The organism is Aliiglaciecola sp. 3_MG-2023 (assembly GCF_030548205.1).
GTDB lineage: Bacteria > Pseudomonadota > Gammaproteobacteria > Enterobacterales > Alteromonadaceae > Aliiglaciecola.
The window spans coordinates 216,005-231,152 of sequence record NZ_JAUORV010000001.1; the positions used below are offsets into that span (position 1 = coordinate 216,005).

At 39.8% G+C, this 15,148-nt stretch carries 15 protein-coding genes; 9 read left to right on the forward strand and 6 right to left on the reverse strand.

From position 1 onward, the window contains the following. Window positions 1-83: 83 nt before the first annotated feature. A complete protein-coding gene (nadE, locus tag Q4574_RS01065) occupies window positions 84-914 on the reverse strand; it encodes an ammonia-dependent NAD(+) synthetase (protein ID WP_303470480.1) in 831 nt (276 codons plus the stop codon). A 230-nt stretch (window positions 915-1,144) separates the two neighbouring features. On the opposite strand from nadE, the gene Q4574_RS01070 reads away from it, so the two are divergent. Then, the gene (locus Q4574_RS01070) at window positions 1,145-1,720 is read left to right on the forward strand and encodes a GspH/FimT family pseudopilin (RefSeq protein WP_303470482.1); all 576 of its coding nucleotides are present in this window, start codon (window positions 1,145-1,147) and stop codon (window positions 1,718-1,720) included. Between the two features lie 34 nt (window positions 1,721-1,754). Here the strand turns inward: Q4574_RS01070 and Q4574_RS01075 are convergent, their stop codons facing one another. Together Q4574_RS01075 and Q4574_RS01080 are read right to left on the reverse strand one after the other, a co-directional pair. Beyond that, window positions 1,755-2,012, reverse strand: a complete 258-nt coding sequence (locus tag Q4574_RS01075) for a DUF3081 domain-containing protein (protein ID WP_303470483.1) — start codon at window positions 2,010-2,012, stop codon at window positions 1,755-1,757. Between the two features lie 94 nt (window positions 2,013-2,106). Next, on the reverse strand, window positions 2,107-2,724 hold the full coding sequence (locus Q4574_RS01080; RefSeq protein WP_303470485.1) for a hypothetical protein: 618 nt from the start codon (window positions 2,722-2,724) through the stop codon (window positions 2,107-2,109). 378 nt (window positions 2,725-3,102) lie between these two features. Here Q4574_RS01080 and Q4574_RS01085 point away from each other — a divergent pair, with 378 nt between their 5' ends. Genes Q4574_RS01085 through fghA form a run of 3 tightly spaced genes read left to right on the forward strand, consistent with a single transcriptional unit; the run spans window position 3,103 to window position 5,522 of the window. Then, entirely contained in the window at window positions 3,103-3,510 is a 408-nt protein-coding gene (locus tag Q4574_RS01085) for a hypothetical protein (RefSeq protein ID WP_303470488.1), read from the forward strand. A 39-nt stretch (window positions 3,511-3,549) separates the two neighbouring features. Continuing rightward, the gene (locus Q4574_RS01090; RefSeq protein WP_303470491.1) at window positions 3,550-4,668 is read left to right on the forward strand and encodes an S-(hydroxymethyl)glutathione dehydrogenase/class III alcohol dehydrogenase; all 1,119 of its coding nucleotides are present in this window, start codon (window positions 3,550-3,552) and stop codon (window positions 4,666-4,668) included. Then, complete coding sequence (gene fghA / locus Q4574_RS01095) at window positions 4,668-5,522, forward strand: S-formylglutathione hydrolase (RefSeq protein ID WP_303470493.1); 855 nt, start codon at window positions 4,668-4,670, stop codon at window positions 5,520-5,522. Before Q4574_RS01090 ends, fghA begins: the two co-directional genes overlap by 1 nt. A 100-nt stretch (window positions 5,523-5,622) precedes the next feature. Here the strand turns inward: fghA and Q4574_RS01100 are convergent, their stop codons facing one another. The 3 genes from Q4574_RS01100 to Q4574_RS01110 all read right to left on the reverse strand — a co-directional run bounded on the left by Q4574_RS01100 (window position 5,623) and on the right by Q4574_RS01110 (window position 9,472). Then, entirely contained in the window at window positions 5,623-7,740 is a 2,118-nt protein-coding gene (locus tag Q4574_RS01100; RefSeq protein WP_303470495.1) for a PQQ-dependent sugar dehydrogenase, read from the reverse strand. Window positions 7,741-7,829: 89 nt separating this feature from the next. Then, complete coding sequence (locus Q4574_RS01105) at window positions 7,830-8,681, reverse strand: hydrolase 1, exosortase A system-associated (RefSeq protein ID WP_303470499.1); 852 nt, start codon at window positions 8,679-8,681, stop codon at window positions 7,830-7,832. Further along, entirely contained in the window at window positions 8,681-9,472 is a 792-nt protein-coding gene (locus Q4574_RS01110; RefSeq protein ID WP_303470500.1) for an alpha/beta fold hydrolase, read from the reverse strand. The genes Q4574_RS01105 and Q4574_RS01110 overlap by 1 nt, the downstream gene beginning before the upstream one ends. Window positions 9,473-9,723: 251 nt before the next feature. Here Q4574_RS01110 and Q4574_RS01115 point away from each other — a divergent pair, with 251 nt between their 5' ends. The 5 genes from Q4574_RS01115 to Q4574_RS01135 are packed head-to-tail and all read left to right on the forward strand — an operon-like array spanning window position 9,724 to window position 15,110. Next, window positions 9,724-10,869, forward strand: coding sequence for a DegT/DnrJ/EryC1/StrS aminotransferase family protein (locus tag Q4574_RS01115; RefSeq protein ID WP_303470503.1), 1,146 nt, complete (start codon window positions 9,724-9,726; stop codon window positions 10,867-10,869). A gap of 9 nt (window positions 10,870-10,878) precedes the next feature. Beyond that, complete coding sequence (locus tag Q4574_RS01120; protein ID WP_303470505.1) at window positions 10,879-11,901, forward strand: GNAT family N-acetyltransferase; 1,023 nt, start codon at window positions 10,879-10,881, stop codon at window positions 11,899-11,901. 10 nt (window positions 11,902-11,911) lie between these two features. Beyond that, window positions 11,912-12,865, forward strand: a complete 954-nt coding sequence (locus Q4574_RS01125; RefSeq protein ID WP_303470507.1) for a glycosyltransferase family 2 protein — start codon at window positions 11,912-11,914, stop codon at window positions 12,863-12,865. Between the two features lie 56 nt (window positions 12,866-12,921). Then, entirely contained in the window at window positions 12,922-13,887 is a 966-nt protein-coding gene (locus Q4574_RS01130) for a glycosyltransferase family 2 protein (RefSeq protein WP_303470509.1), read from the forward strand. Then, window positions 13,884-15,110, forward strand: a complete 1,227-nt coding sequence (locus Q4574_RS01135) for a glycosyltransferase family 4 protein (RefSeq protein WP_303470512.1) — start codon at window positions 13,884-13,886, stop codon at window positions 15,108-15,110. The genes Q4574_RS01130 and Q4574_RS01135 overlap by 4 nt, the downstream gene beginning before the upstream one ends. Window positions 15,111-15,148: the final 38 nt, after the last annotated feature.

The window sequence follows — 15,148 nt, forward strand, 5'->3', positions numbered from 1 at the left end:
ATTACGCAAGCAGCAAAAAATCGTCCAGCTCTATGAAAAAAAGCTGGATAATGTATCGCACTTTAGAGGAGCACTGTTTTTAATCAATCATAAAGCGTGGGAATAGGCACTCTTTTATGTTGTGTTTTAGTGAATATTTCGATTAATTTAAGTTCCACGTCTTGTGAAACTTCTTTACCTTCTAGGAAGTCATCAATCTGATCATAGGTCATACCCAATGCTTGCTCATCCGCCTTTTGCGGAGACAGGGTTTCTAGATCAGCTGTTGGGGCTTTATTAACGATTTTATCCGGGGCTCCGAGATGGGTAGCAATTTGTCTAACTTGACGCTTATTTAATCCAAATAAAGGAACTAAATCACAGGCTCCATCGCCATATTTGGTGTAAAATCCAGTAATATTTTCTGCTGAATGATCTGTACCTAAGACAAGACCATCCATCATCCCAGCAATCTCATATTGAACGACCATACGTGAGCGTGCCTTAACGTTTCCTTTCACAAAATCTTGCTTATGGGCATCGTCAGGTAATAAACACGCTTCTGCTAACGAACCGCATGTTTGGTCATGAATTGCATCTGCACCAGGTTGAATATTCACACTAACAGCATGACTTGGCTGTATAAAATCAATACTTATTTGTGCATCCTCTTCGTCAGCCTGAACACTGTATGGTAAGCGAACGGCGACAAACTGATATCCACCATTAGACTGTTTATTTAATCCATCAACAGCCAATTGGGCCAACCGCCCCAAAGTGCAAGAGTCAACCCCTCCACTGATCCCCAACACCAACGTTTTCATTCCTGAAAGCGTAAGTTGGTTCTGAATAAATGCGACTCGTCTTTCAACTTCTTTTTGTGGATTAATTTCAGGAAGTACGTGCATTTCTTCTAAAATGGCTTTTTTGTGCATCTCAGTTCTCGTTTCTATGTTGTAAGGCTGGATATGACGTTCAGTTGATGAACGACTAAACTTAGTTAGGCAATAGGTTTCGAAATAAACATACTGCCTTTCAAAATTAAAATATTCTCAGATACTTTGATGTGTAATTGTATACCTAAAAGTCATTTAAATACGTTATTGTATTGGCCAATCACGTAATTTTTAGTTCTGTCAGTAAGCTAATAACCTTTGGAGTATCTTTGAAAAGCGTAAACATCTCTTTGATGTCCAATACTTTACAAAAAGGCGTCACACTTGTCGAATTAATGATAGGTCTGGCAATAGTTGCGATAGTTTTAACCATATCCGTTCCCGCCGCTCAAGGGATCATCATTAAAAACCGTATTGTATCAGAAGTAAATGAAATCAGCGGTGTCATTCAATTTGCTCGGGCTAACGCGGTGGATGAGCAACTGACCACAATTGTCTGCCCCACCGCTGACTTTTCAACCTGTTCGACCAATTGGAATCAGGTTAAAATGGTGTTTGGTGATGAAGATGGTAATGGCTCAAGAGGAGATGATGAAGATATTTTGGCGGCTACAGCATTACTTTCTGATAACAATTATGTGACAGGTCCTGCGCAAGCCATTCAATTTAACCCCAACGGCTCGGCAAATACTCAGTCTACTCTACTTATTTGTCATAAAAATAAGGAGGCCACCTACGCTCGGCAACTTACGGTTACGCCTCAAGGAAGGGTCAAAATGAGTCAAGATACAGATAAAAACGGGGTCCATGAAAACATCTCTGGTGGAGCACTAAGTTGCAGTTAAACACAACTCTCCTGAGGCCCTAATCCATTTTTCCTTATTCAATTTGGCTGATGGCTTTTAGTTTTTTTTCAAACTGTTCTAAGTGTTCAGCTTTTTCATAGTCAAAATGATATTGGTTATGAAAACCAAATCGTAAACTAACCAATGCATCTTCTAAAAAAACGGTATAGCCATCAAGATCAGTATAAGCTTTGACCCCCTGAAATAGATGCCCACCTTCAACAGCCTCCCCTTTTTCGCGGATTTTTTCGAAGACATTTAAAATAAAACGACTGTCTAATTCATTTTTCATATAAACCTCCATTCACGGCGAATATGCTTAAAAATAATCGAAATTGCATCAGCACAACTTTGCACCTGCTGGAATATAATGAGTAAATTTAAAATTAATTAAAATTATATCGTAAGCCGATATAAGCCCCATTGTGTTCAAATCCCTGTTCGCCGCGTATATGTTCAACTTCTGTGCGGAGTAACAAGTTAACCCCAAGATAAAAATCAAAGCCAATACCAATTTGTCCTGCAGCGACACCTTCATCAAACTCGCACAAAGTTAAACTTTCGCCACTATCTAAATTAAATGGGGCTGGGGTGCCAAATTCACAACCCTCCCCTGAAGATAGATTTTGCCCTTCAACATCTACGTTTAATATTCCCAGTCGATAATATAGTTCACCGTAATTGCTAGTGGCCTTACCTAACACCGAAATCCCCAATGCATCAGCTTTAAGTCCGAAATCGGTTGCGCTTAAGCCTTCAATTGTAGTGGGAAGCTGCTCAACCAGTGATTGATTGGCAAGTTGATGATAACCAAATTCTGCATACCATTTTTCAGCGAATTGGTAGCCAACCGCCAACTTGTAACTTGTTTTACTGGCACTAGTGGATTCTAGACTAGTTTTGGCATATCCAAGAGTCGTTACACCATACATATTGTCTGTAGCAACAGCATGACCGCTTAGAATGAATGAAGTGGCAATAAATAGACAACGAGAGAGTTTCACACATAATCCTTCAAAATGAGCTAAAAACACAGTGATACTGTATAAGTTTAAATAGCCTTAGTAAGAAAAAAACTAAGCCTATTAGGCATTTTATATTAACCCAATTTATGCAGGATGTGCTTATTTTTTCTAGTAAAATTAAATTCAAACGACTTTTAATAAAGCATATAAACAACTTAAAATTTAAGCTTAAGATAGCGTCCGTAATGAGTGGATAGCGATTGTCTTGTTATGACTTGTATAATAGAGCCACACGCCATTTTGATTTCACCCTATTGTTTAAGCTATATTTTGCGAGTGCTTTGCCTATTAGCGGTGTTCAAGCATATAGACCACTAAAATAGTGAAGTACGATTGTTAATTGACTGGTTCATACTTTTGAAAATACCTATATCACCATTTTTAACCATAGCGATTATCGTTTTCGTTTGCTTATCAGGCTGCGTTTCAAATAAAGATACACAGCTACAAATTCGACATGTGTTTGACAAGCAAATTACATCATCACAGTCTGGCTTCGAATTTGTACTAGTTTGGTATTTACCGCCGGCAGAGCTGGTGCGCGGTAAACAAAACAATTTGTATATGAATACTAGGTTGAGATCTACGAGTGCAGAAGCCTCACGTTTCTCCCTCGATAATGAAACACGACTAAGATTAGAAGATATTGCAATTCAGCGATTAGAAAACGAACTTGAATCTAATCGAATGTGCCCACATGGATATAAAATTGATCAAATTAAATGGCTTGAACGTTCTATCGGCTTTATTGGAAAATGCCAATAAATCTAGATAAATCAGATAGTCGTAACATAGGAATGAAATATGGAAACCATTAAGACGCGCGCTGCAGTCGCTTGGGAAGCTGGAAAACCACTCAGCATCGAAGAAGTTGATCTAATGCCACCACAAAAAGGCGAAGTATTAGTAAAGATAGTGGCAACGGGTGTTTGTCATACCGATGCATATACACTGTCGGGTGATGATCCTGAGGGACTTTTCCCAGCGATTCTAGGCCATGAAGGTGCGGGAATTGTAGAAGCTGTTGGCGAAGGAGTGACTTTGGTAGAAGTTGGCGATCACGTGATTCCTTTGTATACGGCTGAGTGCGGAAAATGCAAATATTGTCTATCGGGTAAAACTAATTTATGTCAGGCTATTCGTGCCACCCAAGGCCAAGGTTTAATGCCAGATGGTACTACTCGTTTTTCTAAAGATGGCAAACCAATTTATCATTATATGGGCACCTCCACTTTTGCCGAACATACCGTTGTACCGGAAATTGCACTAGCAAAAATCCCCAAAGAAGCCCCCCTTGAAAAAGTATGTTTGTTAGGTTGTGGTGTGACTACAGGCATGGGCGCGGTAACCAATGCTGCCAAAGTCCAAGAAGGTGACACAGTTGCCGTATTTGGTCTAGGCGGAATCGGTTTGTCTGTACTTATTGGTGCTAGAATGGCCAAGGCCGGTCGCATTATTGCCATTGATATCAATGAAGATAAATTTGAAATCGCCAAACAACTGGGAGCAACAGATGTTATCAATCCCAAAGATTTTGATAAGCCAATTCAAGAAGTCATTGTAGATATGACCGAAGGTGGTGTGGACTACTCATTCGAGTGCATTGGCAACGTCAATGTTATGCGCTCAGCTCTTGAATGTTGCCACAAAGGTTGGGGAGAATCAGTGATAATCGGTGTCGCGGGTGCAGGCCAAGAAATCTCAACCCGCCCCTTCCAGCTTGTGACTGGCCGGGTTTGGCGAGGGACTGCGTTTGGGGGAGTCAAAGGTCGCAGCCAATTACCTGATTATGTACAAAGGTATATGGACGGAGAGTTTGAACTCGATACATTCATCACCCATACAATGGGATTGGAAGACATCAATAAAGCCTTTGATTTGATGCATGAAGGTAAGTCTATTCGTTCGGTAGTGCATTACTAATGTCTGCCTTAGAACTGGTCTCATCAGTAAAGAGTTTTGGCGGTCATCAGCAGCGCTTTAAGCACCAGTCAAAAGTGCTTAATTGCGAAATGAACTTGAGTGTATTTGTACCGCCACAAGTTGAACAGAACAAACCCCTACCGGTTTTATATTGGTTAAGTGGGCTTACTTGCACAGATGAAAACTTCGTCACTAAAGCAGGCGCGGCAAGAGTTGCAGCAGAGCTTGGCTTAATTGTAGTGTGCCCAGATACCAGCCCTCGGGGTGAAAAGGTTGCTGATGACCAAGCTTATGATTTAGGACAGGGCGCGGGATTTTATGTAAATGCGACTCAGCCACCATGGAACACCCATTACCATATGTACGATTACATTGTTGATGAGTTACCTGACTGCATAAATCAAACCTTTAATTGCATACCCAAAGTGGCCCTCGCGGGTCACTCGATGGGTGGCCACGGCGCACTTACTCTAGGCTTGTCGAATATACAGAAATACACCTCTATTTCTGCATTTGCCCCCATTGTAAACCCGTTGGATTGTCCATGGGGCAAAAAAGCATTTCAGGCTTATTTAGGAGATGACGTCACTGAATGGGAGCAATATGACGCGTGCAAATTACTCCAGCAACAAGGACAATTTTTGCAAGTTCCCATACTCATCGATCAAGGTTTAGATGATGATTTTTATCAAAGTCAAAAATTAACTAAGCCATTTGATGAGTTAGCACAAACATTAAATTACCCAGCTATCGTTAATTATCATCCTGGTTATGATCATAGCTACTTTTTTATCGCCAGCTTTATTGAAGAGCATTTACGTTTCCACCATAAATTTTTGACCGCGACAGACTAGTCAAAAAAGCACCATTACACTCAATTTGTTATTGCGTCTGTTATCAATAAAAATCCCCTGCAAAACAGGGGATTTTTGTTTGTATCAAGTTCGTCTATTTTTAATGGTGGTGGTGCTGATCTGGCAAGGATTCTAAATACGTTACCAGATGATCAATTTCTTTTGGTTTTAAGAATCCCCCCCAAGGTGGCATCAGCGGACTTTTACCCACCGCAGCTCCCCCTTCCACTATGATAGATTTAATCGCTGAAGTATCAGTATTATGATGATACAAAGGTGATGTGAAATCTGGCATTGGAACACCTAGCAGCGCTGCATCAGGCCCTTTCCCGTCCCCATTAACACCGTGACAACGAGCACAGTTAACCGCAAAAAGACCTGCGGTGGCATCTTGGTCATAATCTTCAGGTGTATTGTCTACCTCTTCTCTGAAAACGTTAGCTTGATCAGCATGGACCAATTGCAATACCTCTCCACTAGGTTCAGATGCTGCACCTAAGGTTGTGATCAGAATTTCGCCACCGCTTAATTGCACCACAGAACTGATCCCTCGCTGCGCATATTGATTGGCTCTGGCTATCAATTCGACGCTTTCAACCTGGGCTTTATCAGAGTCCATTACAAATACTTTCGCCGAATAATTATCCGCAAACACATATTTATCTTTTAATTCCGGATACATATCAGAGCGATTTACTATTCCGCCTATCACTGCTCTGTCGTAGGCATTGTGTTCATATGTATAAACAGGGCCTTGCTGGGGAATATCCAGCGTTTCCCAAGCATCTACTCCACTTTCACTGCGCCCTTCTATGACTGGGAATTGATAGTGTTTTCCGGCTTCAATTTTATTTACTTCTTCCCAAATAGTCGAACCCACATCACCTAACCACAAATCATTAGTTAAAGAGTCGAATTTAAATCGAAATGGATTGCGTAACCCCAAGGCATAATACTCATTACGTATGTTCTCATTATCCAGAAACGGATTGTCTTTAGGGATGAAATAATTTTGAACTACGCCGTATTCCATTGGCTTGCTGATTGGCACGCTTTTTTGCGGATCCATATCCACATCAATACGTAAAATTCCAGACCGTAACACTTCTGAAGACGTTTTTGCCTCGGGTGGATGAACACCTTCACCTAAACCAATATAAAGAAAACCATCAGCTCCAAACTCCAATGCGCCACCATTGTGGAAGCCTGAATCATTGCGAATTAGATCAAATAATACTGTTTCTGAGGCAGTATTAACGAGGGTATCTTGTGACGTTATTGCAAATCGAGAAATTCGATTATGTTGGATCTTTTCTTTACGTGTATCGGTGTAATAAAGATACAAATAAGGCTTAGGTTCGTTAACATTGGCAAAGTCTGGATGAAAATCGAAACCTATAGCACCATTTTCCATTTCCACTTCCCCCATCAGCGCCGAAACATCCACCACAATTTCAGCATTATCAGATGTTTGAGGAGAAACTCTTTTAATTTTACCGCCTCTTTCTAATACGTAAACCGTACCGTCATTTTCTGGTCCTTCGCGGACTAAAACAGGCTGTGCAAATTTAAGCTTGGGTAAGTAGTTTTTGAACCCCCAATCAGATGTTTCAACAGGATTGAACCAAATACGGACCTGGGTAATAGCATTGGCAATGTCACGATCGGAAGTAAACGCTTTTCCCATCGCTAGTGGAACCAAAAAGTATATTAACGCTAAAATGCCGGTCACACTGAACACACGTTTAAACGTAGCGGCAACCCCATTTCCCAAACTACTTAAAAAAGCCCCATTGAATAGCAAGCTATGGATCAGTATGAATGCAACAAAGTAAAATACAGTTGCAAACAAACCAATAGCGGCTATTAATTGCGGATCGTAATTAATGGTGGTAGCCAGAAACAAATATAAGGATGCCGTTGTGTAAGCATACAGAAACCAAATATACTCATTAGCAAATCGTTTAGGGCTAGAAAATGCACTACTACCATTTCGCCAATACGCAAGACCTATCTGAATTCCATAGGTGATCACAAAGATTTTGACTATTTGCAGCATGTCTGCGTGACTCACGTAAACATCAGGCAGATGTAAAATGCTATCTGGTATTATTTCAAAGTGTTTGGTAAAGCTGAAACTAAGCGACACCGTTAAAGCAACTAAGATAAGCTGAACAAGTACGCTTAAGATAAAGTATTGACGACTAGTGTTTGACACATTCAATCCTATAAAATGTTTAAATCTAAAAGGCTTTTTAGCAGATAGTGAGCTTACACCTGCAACTTAACAATGTTAAACACGCCCTTTTAATTAACGCCAGAAAATTCGTTGTGTTTAATAAATTCAATGGTGTAATTTTCGACTTCTTGTTTAAATTCTTTGCTTGAAAAAGTATGATCCGCTTTAGAAATTCGGTGAACAGTGCTATCACTGCTTTTCAATTTTTTCCACGCTTTATTATTTAGGGTTTGCTGTTCAAACTCTTTCGCTGTTAAATCTACCCCACTTAAGACTAAACAGACCTTACCAGAGAATGCTTGCAAACCTTGTTGCATTTGAGCTTGATAGCTTTGCTGTTGATTGTCTTGACTAGAAACACTGTCGCTAACAAAGCCTTTTGCATCACCTATACTCCCGGCCACATTCACCTTTCCACGGATGAGTTTTGACCAAAACTCTTTTGAAAGTAAGCGCTGTACATAATAGTATTTCAACATAGTTTTGCCCATAGCCGCATCACTTCTCAACCATGGGTTTAGCAAAAATAACCCTTTCACTCGGTTGTCTTGCGGGGCGTAAATCATTGCCGCCGATGCCGCATCGCAAAGCCCCCATATGACAACAGAATCTATACCTAACTCCTCGCAAAGTAGATCACAAGCAGCCTTAATATCATCGCTAATATTTTCAAAGGATTTTTTGTCGCCTTCGCTATCGCCCATACCTGTGTAATCAAACCGCAATGAAGCAATATTTGCCTTAGCGAGGGAACGGGAGAGCTGCACAAATTGCCGATGGCTACCTACACGATACTGTGGTCCACCGACGACGATAAGCACTGCAGTTTTAACGGCTGGAGAGGGACGATGTAAGATCCCCATGAGCTGAGCACCACTGCTGTTAATTACCACTGCAGACTCGGTGATTTTTGAGGACATTATGCTTCTCCCTGCAACGCGTTCAAAGTAGGCAAATGCAATTGACTTTGTTCAAATATTTCTGGAATCTGCCAAAAAGCAGAACCTTCAAAACATGCCGTTTTAAGGAGCTGTTGATCCCACTCTTTAGTCTGTATTAATACCGCTGGGGGAATGGAAGCCGAGGCCAATTCGAACCAGGTTAATGGACAAGTTAGGGCTAATGCTTTAGAGACTTCGAGGCTATCGATAGACGACAGGAAGTCGGCGGTAATTTCGTAACCAGCTACCTCAACATTAGTACCGGATAGGATTCGTTCACGCCAATTTACTTTTTGCTCTCCCTGCATCATCGAATTAGCCTGCTTTAAACGCAAAAACTGAGTCATGAATTGCTTACCTTTCATGACAGGTTTCCACAACAGAATCTGCTCTACGGGTAATATTGATTCGATGCTTTGTAATGTTGTCAACGCCATCAACCCACCAAAGCGCACCCCCCAAAGGGTAATACTTTGAATATCTTTAGATTGTAACCACTTAACAGTTGTAACAATATTATCTCGCCAGATAGCAACATTGACTTGTTCGATGTCTTGTTCACTGTCACCAGTTCCAAGATAATCGAGGGCATAAACACAATACCCCTGTTTAGCTAAAAATAACGCTTGTTTGGTAAGTATTGCCCTACTTAGATTTAGCTCTTCGAAAATAGACGGAAGCAATAAAATTGTTTTTTGCGAATTTGTTTGTCCGTATTGACTAACAAACAAGTTACCTTTGGCACAAGGTAGGAAATAACCTTTAATCACATTTGCTTCCTATAGGTACATGTTTTTTATCAAAGATAATAATATCTTACTCCAAATAAAAAGGCACCTAGATGATTAAAAAACGTCAAATAATTGTCCAAGCACATATACAAAAATAGGACTTTATGATGACATTTCGGTTAACTGAATCATCAATATAGCAATTTTGCTAAACATACCTTAGCATAAGCTTAGGAATTCTCTGTTTTTCATGAAGAAAAGCGATATCAGGCATAGTTTAGCGGAATCACATGGCAGTAAAATTTTTAAAACCCCTTGCCGATGCAAGTCAATTTCCGGCTCCCAGCGTCACAGCCACACCTAAATTTAGATTAAGGGATTTAGATTTAGCCCAACACACTAAAGGGGATGTGAGGGAAACCACCTTTACGCGCAATGGCCGCGGTGCAATAGGTATTGCCGGAACGGCCTTAAGGAAGGACAATTGTAAGAATGTTATCTTAATCCCCGCTTATCATTGCCCAGCTCTAGTGGAACCTTTCATATGGTTAGACTACGAAATTCGATTCTACCCTGTTCGTTCGGATTTATCGGTGGACATCAGTGTTTTAGAAGATGCCATTTCTTCCGGTGATGTGACCCATTGCGTGGTGGTTAGGTATTTTGGATTTGGTCAAAATAATAATGACGTTATTCAATTTTTGCATGCCCAACCAGTTAAAATTATTGAAGATTGTGCTCACTCGATGTTTCGCTTCGTTGATCATTTTGCTGATTCAGGTAAACAGATCCCAGATGTTGATGCAAGTATATGTAGTATCAACAAGATTCTTCCTACCATTGACGGTGGTGCGCTGTATTTGAAAAGTAAGTATCAAGCCGAATTAACGCATGTTGGCTGGAGTGAAGAAGCTAAAGCCTGTGCATTTATCGTTGGCATTCCACAAATGGTTGGGAAAATAAAAGCGTTATTTAAAAAGACTGAAATTGAACCTACTCAGCAACACACGGATCCGACAGAAGAAGATATGCACTTACGGTATTTTCAACCAATAGATTTGGTGTCTGCAAGTTACCGTCATACTAAAATGATATTTTGTCACAGTAATTTAAAATACATACGCAATAAAAGACGTGAGAACTTCGAGTTCATAGTCAAAAACATTAATAACCCAGATGTAGGGAATGCACTTTTCAAACAATTAGAAACTGAAGATATTCCCTATGTTATTCCATTTTTATTAGAAGACGAAAAGTTCTTTTTTGATTTACGAAAAAAAGGGATTCAAATTCTAAGATGGGAAGAAGTTGCAGTGAGTGATTGCAGTGTAAGTCAAGATTATCGCTCTAGACTTATACAGATACCTTGTCATCAGCAACTGTCTACCCGTCAGCTTACTTTTATTGTCGACACTTTTAATCAATTACGCCCTTAGGATAGTTTAATGAATTGGTCAGTTTTAAGTTGTTCTGAATTTTCTACCCATCAAAAAGCATGGGCAGAACTAAATAATAAAACCATGAATCTAGCGTTTTTCGAACCTGACTTTGTAAACGGGCTTATTGCACACTTTTTTGACGGAGATGAAAAACTAGTTGTTGCTTATAAAGACGATGAATTGCAATACGCAGGATTCTTTAAACCCTTAGGCAAAGGACGTTGGGCGACAGCCATGCCCTCACAATGCCCGCTAGGACTATTTTTACACCACGAGTCGCAAATAAGTAGCAGTGTGATGAAATCACTTTGTAATGCCCTACCCGGTACAGTTGCAATGCTAGATATGCTACAAATGGATTCAAAATATAGTCACTTTACCCCAGCAAGTGATTTTGAAATTATGCCGTATATTACTTCCGGCAATCGCCCTATACCTGAAGACTTTGACACGTACTTTCAATCACTTGGCAAAAATATGCGGCAAAATTACAACAAAGTAATTAATCGAGCTGCACGAGCGGAAGATAAATTATCTTGGCAGAAGGTAACCAAGCCAGCTGAAGTGAAGCAAGCTATTATTAAATACGGTGAATTAGAAAGTCGTGGTTGGAAAGGTGAAGAAGGTACCGCTATCTCCCCAGACAACACACAAGGAAAATTCTATCAGCAAGCCCTCAGTAGCATGGCTGAACAAAATAAAGCCTGCTGTTGGTACTATCTAATTAATGATGAAATTGTCGCTGTGGATTTATGCATACAGCAAGATGATTGCTTAATTATCTTAAAAACCACCTATAACGAACAATTTAATAAACAATCTCCAGCATTAATGCTTAAAATTGAAATGATTAAATATTATTCTAATCAACGGGAACTCGAAGGAATTAATAATATAGAGTTTTACGGAAAAGCAATGGAGTGGCATAAGCGACTTGATTCAACCTTAAGAGAAATAGAACATGTCACCTATTTTCCAAATAAATTGGTGAAAAGTGCCATAAATCTCATAAAAAAAGTAAAAAAGTAACTAATTGATTATGAATAACTCAGTATCGGTAATTATTCCGTTTTATCAAAGAACAAGTGGTCTGCTAACCAATGCTTTGAAAGGGATCCAGGCACAAACAGCCCTATCACGTATAGCAAATATTATTGTTATTGATGATGGATCTCCTACCCCAGCAAAACCGGAAATCGATGCTTTTAATTCAGATTCGGAATTTTATCGAAAAATTACCCTGATTAAACAGAATAATTCGGGGGTATCTCGCGCAAGAAATGTGGGACTAGAGGCAGTCACTGATGAGACAGAGTATGTCGCTTTTCTAGACCCCGATGATTTTTGGCAACCTGAACATGTAGAGCTTTCACTTAAGGGCTTAGATTTGGGGAGCGATTTCCACTTTTCCAATTTCACACATATGGGGGTGACAATTGGAGCCTTCGAACGAGCTGGCTATATTGATCCTTCTAAGCACCCTATAATTGCAGATGAAAAAATTCATGAGTACGTTGGCGACATGGTGTTACAAACGACCACTGCCAATATAATCGGCACATCAACAGTGTTTTATCGGATTACCAAAACTCCTCAATTACGTTTTGATGAAAATTTCAAATTTGCTGGTGAAGATTACTTGATGTGGTTATCTATTCTAAAGTACGCCCAAAAAATCACCTTTACAAACTCCATCACGGTTAGATATGGCGAAGGAATTAATTTATTTTCTGGGGCTAAATGGGGTAGTAAACATATGTGTAAAAGACTGTTTGATGAAATTAATTATAGGTACTTTTTACTGCATAATATCACCATGACAGAAGCAAACCGAAAAAAAGTAAAAGAAATGCTCTACGACAATCGCCAAGCTTATATTGGCAACTTACAATCTATGCTTAAAAGACTTAAACTCTCAGCTTTAGGGCTTTTTTATAAGCACTATACTCAGAATAAACCTTTTCGTGACACTTTACTAAAACGAATAGATTAATGTACGAGTCCAGTTGCACTGCCGACGGTAACAATAATTAGTATTAGGAATAAACTTTGAAACTAATAGTACAAATTCCCTGCTACAACGAAGAGCACACTTTACCTGCAACATTTAATGATATTCCTAAAACAATTGAAGGAATTGATCAGGTAGAAATTATGATAATTGACGATGGTTCAAAAGACCGTACTATCGAAGTGGCTAAAGAGCTCGGTGTCGATCATATTGTCATAAACAAAAATAACAGAGGTTTGGCTCGCACTTTTCGTAAAGGCATTGATGAATGCTTAAAACGAGGGGCAGATATTATTGTCAATACTGACGGTGATAACCAATACGCGGGTTGGGACATTCCTAAACTCATTCAACCTATACTTGATCGCAAAGCAGATGTAGTGGTTGGAGATCGACGCACAGGGCAAATAGATCATTTTTCTGGACTTAAGAAATTTTTACAACGACTCGGTAGCTTCGTGGTCCGTCAACTGTCAGGCGTTGACGTACCCGACGCAGTGAGTGGTTTCCGGGCATACAGCAGAGAAGCGGCCCTGCAGTTAAACATTGTGTCGCCATTCAGTTATACCATTGAAGCTTTAATTCAAGCCGGCAAGAAACACATGGCTGTAACATCAGTGCCTGTCGAGACAAATGAAAAAACACGGGAATCTAGGCTATTTACCAGTATCCCCAAATTTATTGAACGACAGCTAACTACCATTGTGCGCATGTACACCATGTACCAACCCCTTAAAGTGTTTTTTATAATAGCGGTGACATTGTCCGTTCTGGGTATAATTCCGATAATTAGGTTTCTTTTCTTCTATTTTACAGGTGACGGTAGTGGTCACATTCAATCATTAATACTTGGCGGAGCTCTTACAATCTTAGGTTTTATAACCTTTTTAATTGCTTTGTTAGCTGACCTAATCAACTTCAACCGACAATTGGTAGAGCAAACTTTAGAAAAAGTTAGACGGCTTGAGCTTGAAATTAAAGATCAAACGAAAGATAAAAAGTGAAAATATTAGTCGTTAGCTCTAACTACCCCAGATGGAAAGGGGATAGCACAACACCTTTCGTGCATAACTTTGCAAAACAATTGGTCGAACTAGGTCATCAAGTAAGAGTGATTGCGCCACACTACGAAGGTGCGTTAAAAAAAGAAACCATGGACGATGTGGAAATTAGACGATTTCAATACTTGCTCCCTCAATCCGCTCAAACCGTCTGCTACCAAGGTGGTGCTTTAGGCAATTTAGAAAAAAACACCTCAAACAAATATAAGCTTCCCTTTTTACTTATTTTTGAGTGGTTGAGTATTTTAGTGCAAACCTTGATATGGCGGCCAAATGTTATTAATTCTCACTGGTTGGTTCCGCAAAGTTTTTTGTGTTCAATTGTGTCTATAGTTACCCGCACCAAACATGTGGCTACTGTGCACGGAGGAGACGTATTTGCGTTAAATAGTGGCATAATGAAAAAGGTCAAAACGTTCGCTATTAAACAAGCCCACCGCGTTAGTGTAAATAGCAGCGTTACTGAACAAAAAGTGCTAGATTTAGCCCCCAAAGTCGATGATAAATTATTTCGATTGCCTACTGGAATTTTACCTTTACCTCACATCAATAGTGAAGATGTCAAAACATTACGCGCTAAATTATGTCAGTCTACAACACAAAAATTAGTCTTGTTCGTCGGCAGATTAAGTGAAGAAAAAGGTGTTGGGGATGCCATTTTAGCGATCAAAAGGCTAATTGATAAAGGGCTAGATGTTCGCCTTGTTATAGCAGGTGAAGGGCACGATAAACAAAAATTCATAGATTTGGTTAAGCAACATCATTTAACTGAACATGTTCAGTTTGAAGGATGGGTTGATAGCAATCAAATATATACTTATTTCAAATCCTCGGATGTTTTTGTCGGCCCATCCAAACAAAGTTCTACTGGCTGGATTGAGGCTCAAGGTCTCACGTTTGTAGAGGCAATGCTAGCGGAATGTGCGGTTATTGGCACCAGAAGTGGCGGTATCCCAGATGCGGTTCAACCGGGTAAAACGGGTTGGCTGTGTGAACCCAACAATGCGGAAGATTTATCGAAAACAATCGAAAACGTTTTATTTCATCAAGACAACGTTCCTGACATTATTCAAAATGCCCGAAAATTCGCAGTTGAAAACTACCTCGTAGAGCATGTAGCACGTAAATTTATCAGCTCAATTAATATTGGCAAAGTAGATGACTAAAAAGTATTTCAGGCGCATGGAACCGTTAACAACGTTAC